This is a genomic window from Actinomycetota bacterium, from assembly GCA_040754375.1.
Classification (GTDB): domain Bacteria; phylum Actinomycetota; class Acidimicrobiia; order Acidimicrobiales; family AC-14; genus JBFMCT01.
In genome coordinates, this window is sequence record JBFMCT010000083.1 from 1 (window position 1) to 4838 (window position 4838).

The window sequence follows — 4838 nt, forward strand, 5'->3', positions numbered from 1 at the left end:
GCGGCGGGTGGAGCGGCCGAGCGCCGCGACCAGGCGGGGGGGCCCAGGGCGACCGATCGAGAGCCCCGGGGAGCGCGGGCGGGCGGGGGGACGGCCGGCAGGGCGGCAGCCGGGGTGGCCCCTCGGCCCCTCGGTACGGCTCGTCGCCCCCGAGCGGAGGGGGAGACCGCGACCGTCAGCCGTGGGCGCGCCAGGGGGCCGGGGACCGGCCGGCCTACGGGCCCGGCGGCCGTGACGACGGGCGCTCGAGCGGCCGGCCGGGCCAGGGGAGGTCAGGTGGTCGGCCGGGCGGGCTGAGCGACCGTCGGCCGTCCACACGGTCGGGCGACGAGCGCGACGGCGCCCGTCGCGCCCCCGGCCGCGGGTTCTCCCGGGCCGGGAGCAGCCAGGACGGGCCGGCCGCCCGCCGGCCGTTCCCCTCCTCGGGTGGCACGAGTGACCCCCGGGGCCGTCCCGGCGGCGGCGGGCCCGATCGTGCCTCTGGCCGAGACGACCGACCGAGCGGCCGGTCCCCGTCGCGCTGGGCCGGGGGCGGCGGCTCGCGTAGGCCGGAGGGCGCCGGCTTCGCCCGAGCAGGGGGCGGGGATAGCCGCCCCGAGGCCCGCCGGCCCTCCCCACCTCCGGGGGATGGCGGCAACCCGCGAGAGCGGCCGGGCGACGGCCGCAGGGGACGGGCCGGTGGCGGGCCGCGCCCGGCCAGGCCCCCCGGGGATGGCTCGTACTCCCAGCGGGGCGGGCGGGAGGGCCCTCGCGGTCGACGGCCGTCCGCCTTTCCAGCCGGGGAGGAGGGCCGGGGCCGGGGGCCTTTCTCCCGCCCGGGCGGGGACAGGGGCCGGCCGGGCCCCACCTCCGGCGGCCAGGGGCGCTCGGCGTCCGGTGCCCGGGGCGGGCCGGGCGCCTCCCGGGCGAGCGGCGGGTGGGAGCGGCCCCCGTCCGAAGGCCGGAGCTCACGGGGCCGAGATGGCCGACCCCAGGACCGATCGAGGGGCACAGGCCCCGGCACGGGCAGGGACGAGGCTCGCGAGCCGGGCCGGGGGTGGGGCGGTGTGGCCCGCCGCGGTGCTCGCCAGGTCACGTCGCCGGGTGGTCCCGACCGATCTCCGGAACGGGGCCGGCCCGAGCCGTGGTCGCCCGAGGAGTGGACACGCGAGACGGCCCCGGCCGCAGCCGAGGCACGTCCGGCCCCGGCCAGGCCTCAACCGTCCCGGCGGGTACGCCGGGCCCCCGCTCCCGTGGCCGGGGAGATCGCCCAGGCCGTGGGCGAACGGCGGGCCGCCCGCCTCGAGCAACGCCTGGTGGACGCCGCCCAGGCCTTCGACCGGGGCCGGCCCCAGGACGCCTACCGCATCGTCCGCCCCCTGGCCGAGGAAGCCCCGGAGGCGGCCGCCATCCGTGAGCTGGCCGGTGTATCGCTTTACCGCCTCGGCCGGTGGAAGCAGGCGATCGGCCATCTCGAGGCTTTCGTCCGGCTCACCGCCTCGGTGGAACAACACCCGGTACTGGCCGACTGCTACCGGGCGCTGGGCCGCCACAACAAGGTCGAGGAGCTGTGGGACGAGTTGCGCCAGGCCTCCCCGGGTGCGGCCCTGGTCGTCGAGGGCCGGATCGTGATGGCCGGCAGCCTGGCCGACCGGGGCGACGTGAAGGACGCCATCGCCCTGCTCGAGCGGGGCCCGGCCGCCCCCCGCAAGCCGGGCGACCATCACCTGCGCCTGTGGTACGCCCTCGCCGATCTATACGAACGCGCCGGGGACACGCCCCGTGCCCGCGAGGTGTTCGCCCGCATCGTCAGCGCCGACCCCGACCTGGCTGACGCCGCCGAACGACTGGCCGCCCTGGCCTGACCGAGGCCCGGACAGCCCGGCCGGCCCACACACGGGCGGGAGCTAGGCCCGCACACGGTGGCCCCAAGAGAACTGTCATACCCCTCATGTAGCTTCGGCGGTGGCTTCCCCCATCCTGATGTAGCCCATCGAGTGGGAGCACCCGCCATGTCCAGCATGTCCAGCGTTCCGGCAACCAATGTCGTCGTCCTCGTGGGCCGGCTGGCCCGGCCCGCCAGCCTGCGCCAGTTGCCCTCGGGCGACACGGTCGCGGAGTTCGAGGTGACCGTGGCCCGCGAGGGCCGGCGGGCCGAGACCGTCCCCGTCGTGTGGGAGCGGCCTCCCACGGCGGCCACCGACCATGGGACGGGCACCGAGGTGGTGGTCGTCGGGCGGGCCCGGCGCCGCTTCTTCCGGGCCGCGGGGCAGACGGCCAGCCGCACCGAGGTGGTGGCCGCGCAGCTCGTCCCCGCCCGGCAGGTCAAGCGGGCCCGAGCGGCCCTGGAGGCGGCCCGCGTGCAGCTCGGGCTCGCTATAGGGGCGGCTCGTCCAGGAGCCTGAAGGCGACACCCGTGCGGGGTTTGGGGTGGAAGAAGGTCGACTTCTGGGGCAACCGCCGCCCCTCGCGGGCGGCGGCCTCGATCTGGCCTACCGAGGTCGGGCGCAGCAGCACAGCGGCCTGTGCCTCACCTTTGTCCAGGAGGGCCAGCACCTCGGCTACGTCATGGTGGTAGCGCGTCGTGTGGGCCGGGAAAGGTGTGAGGGCCAGCTCGAGCAGCTCGCTGTCGACGGTCTCGCCGGCCGTCACGCGCGGCTGCAGGACATAGGCCTCGCGGCCGACGACGAGGCCGAGGCCCCCACGGGCGACCATCAGCCCGGGCAGGGCCTCGGGGCCGCCGGGAACCGGCAGCAGGAGGAACGACGCGGCCATGGCCTCGCGCACCGGGAAGTGCTCGGGCAACCCGCCGATCAGCCGGTGTATGGGCCGCACGCCCGCTTCCATGCTGGCCAAGTCGCTCACGAAGGCCAGCGTGAGGTCGTGGGGCCCGGCGCCCGCCCCGGCCGCTCGCCGCTCGGCCTGGTAGGCGAGGGCCGTCTCGTAGCGGTGGTGACCATCGGCGATCACCACCGGCCCGGCGCCCACCGAGGCCTGCACGGTTTCGATAGTGCCCCGGCCCGAGAGGCGCCAGAGCCGGTGGTGCACGCCGCCATCGTCGGTCACCCGCAGCAAGGGCCCCTCCGGCGGCGGGGCCACAGCATCGAGCCCCGTGCCCAGCGAGAGGCCCCAGATGGGGGATAAGTTGGCCCGGCAGGCCCGCATGAGGCGCAACCGGTCGTCCATGGGTTTGGCCATCGTGCGCTCGTGGGGCAGGACCTGCCCGGAGCGCTCGGGGTCGAGGGCGAGGGCACCCAGCACGCCCGTCGTCTGGAGAGGCCGGCCATCTTCGTCGTGCCACCCCATCCGGTAGAGGTAGAACGCGGGCTCGTCGTCGCGGAGCAGGACCCCGGCCTCGATCCACTCCTGCATGCGGCAGCGGGCCGCGTCGTACCGGTTGCGGGCCGGGTCGTCGCGTGCCAGGTCGATGTGGACGACGTTGTAGGGGCTGCGGCTCTCGAGGCGCTGGAGCTCGTCGGCGCCGATCACGTCGTAGGGCGGTGCCAGCACGTCGGCGGGCTCCACCCGGGAGTGGTCGTAGCGGACGGCGGAAAAGGGCTCGAATCGGGGCACGCCCATGCCTAGCACCTGGCCCGCTCCCAGGGTCGGCCCCGGGCCGTGGCGACCCGGGGCCCTCAGTAGCTCGGCAAGACGGCCCGGCTGGGGCGCAGCCGCTCCCGGAGGAAGTAGGCGACCACCGCCCCGAAAACGAAGCCGCCCACGTGGGCTACCCAAGCCACCCCGGCATTGGGGCTGGTGAAGAACTGCAGGACGAACCAGAAGCCCAAGAGCCACTTGGCGGGCAGGTCGCGTATGAAGATCAGCACGACGAGCAGCAGCGTGCGTATCTGGACGTTGGGGAAGAGCACGAGGTAGGCGCCCATGACCCCGGCCACCGCGCCCGAAGCCCCCACGACCGGCACCGAGCTGTCGGGCTGGACGGCAATATGGGCGGCGGCCGCCGCCAGGCCGGCGACCAGGTAGAAGATCAGGTAGGGGCCCGCGCCCATGCGGTCCTCGATGTTGTTGCCGAAGATCCACAGGTAGAGCATGTTGCCGCCCAGGTGCAGCCAGCCGCCGTGGAGGAACATCGACGACATCACCGCCAGCCATACGTTCTTGCCCGGAAACTCCTGAGCCCCCCGGGGCGCGGCCGACACGTCGCGGGTGCACGCCTCCGCGTTCCCCCTCAGGGTGCCTACGATCTCGTCGGTGAGCAGAGGCCGGCCCTCGACCACTTCACAGGGGATGGCGGCGTAGCGGAACGTGAACTTGATGTCCTCGCCCGTAGTGGGGTCGAGCGGACGTTGCACGAACATGAACACGCCGATGTTGAGCGCGATCAGTACGGCCGTGACCCACGCGAAACGACGGGTCGGGTTGTAGTCCTTCAGCGGGATCAAGGCCCGGCCAGCGTAACCCCACGGGCCTCCCCGGGCCGGGCCCCTGGTAGCCTCCGGGGATGGCCAGTGACGATCTGTTCCGCCGTTCGTTCGAGGCCGGGACCGCCTTTCTGGGTATGACGCGGGAGCGGGCCGAGGCCGTCGTCAAGGATCTCGTCAAGGCGGGCGAGGTCCGCAAGGGCAAGGCCCAGAAGGCCATCGACGAGCTGGTCGAGCGCAGCCGCAAGGGCAGCGAGGAGCTGCGGGCCTTCGTGCGCCGCGAGATCACCGAGCAGGTCGGGGCCCTGGGACTGGCTACCAAGGACGATCTGGCCCAGCTCGAGGCTCGGATGTCGGCGGGCGGCGCCGCTCCCAGCGCGACCGACGGTCGGGGAGCCGCCGCCGACCGCCGCCAGGGCGAGGCCGGCGCCCCGGACCGAGGCGGCGCAGGGGAGCCGGCGGCCAACCCGCAGGAGA

At 75.1% G+C, this 4838-nt stretch carries 5 protein-coding genes; 3 read left to right on the forward strand and 2 right to left on the reverse strand.

Going from position 1 to position 4838, the window contains the following annotated elements; all coding sequences use genetic code 11:
* Positions 1–1046 precede the first annotated feature (1046 nt).
* Both AB1673_17360 and AB1673_17365 read left to right on the forward strand, forming a co-directional pair.
* The gene (locus AB1673_17360) at positions 1047–1844 is read left to right on the forward strand and encodes a tetratricopeptide repeat protein (protein ID MEW6155726.1); all 798 of its coding nucleotides are present in this window, start codon (positions 1047–1049) and stop codon (positions 1842–1844) included.
* A 147-nt stretch (positions 1845–1991) separates the two neighbouring features.
* Positions 1992–2384, forward strand: coding sequence for a single-stranded DNA-binding protein (locus AB1673_17365; GenBank protein MEW6155727.1), 393 nt, complete (start codon positions 1992–1994; stop codon positions 2382–2384).
* On the opposite strand, the gene AB1673_17370 is transcribed toward AB1673_17365, so the two are convergent.
* On the reverse strand, positions 2356–3558 hold the full coding sequence (locus AB1673_17370; protein ID MEW6155728.1) for a DUF1015 domain-containing protein: 1203 nt from the start codon (positions 3556–3558) through the stop codon (positions 2356–2358). The two genes, AB1673_17365 and AB1673_17370, sit on opposite strands and share 29 nt — an antisense overlap.
* Positions 3559–3614: 56 nt before the next feature.
* Positions 3615–4382: a rhomboid family intramembrane serine protease gene (locus AB1673_17375; protein MEW6155729.1), complete on the reverse strand. Its 768-nt coding sequence runs from the start codon at positions 4380–4382 to the stop codon at positions 3615–3617.
* Between the two features lie 59 nt (positions 4383–4441).
* On the opposite strand from AB1673_17375, the gene AB1673_17380 reads away from it, so the two are divergent.
* Positions 4442–4838, forward strand: a 397-nt coding sequence (locus AB1673_17380; protein MEW6155730.1) for a hypothetical protein, incomplete at its 3' end; no start/stop codon positions are given.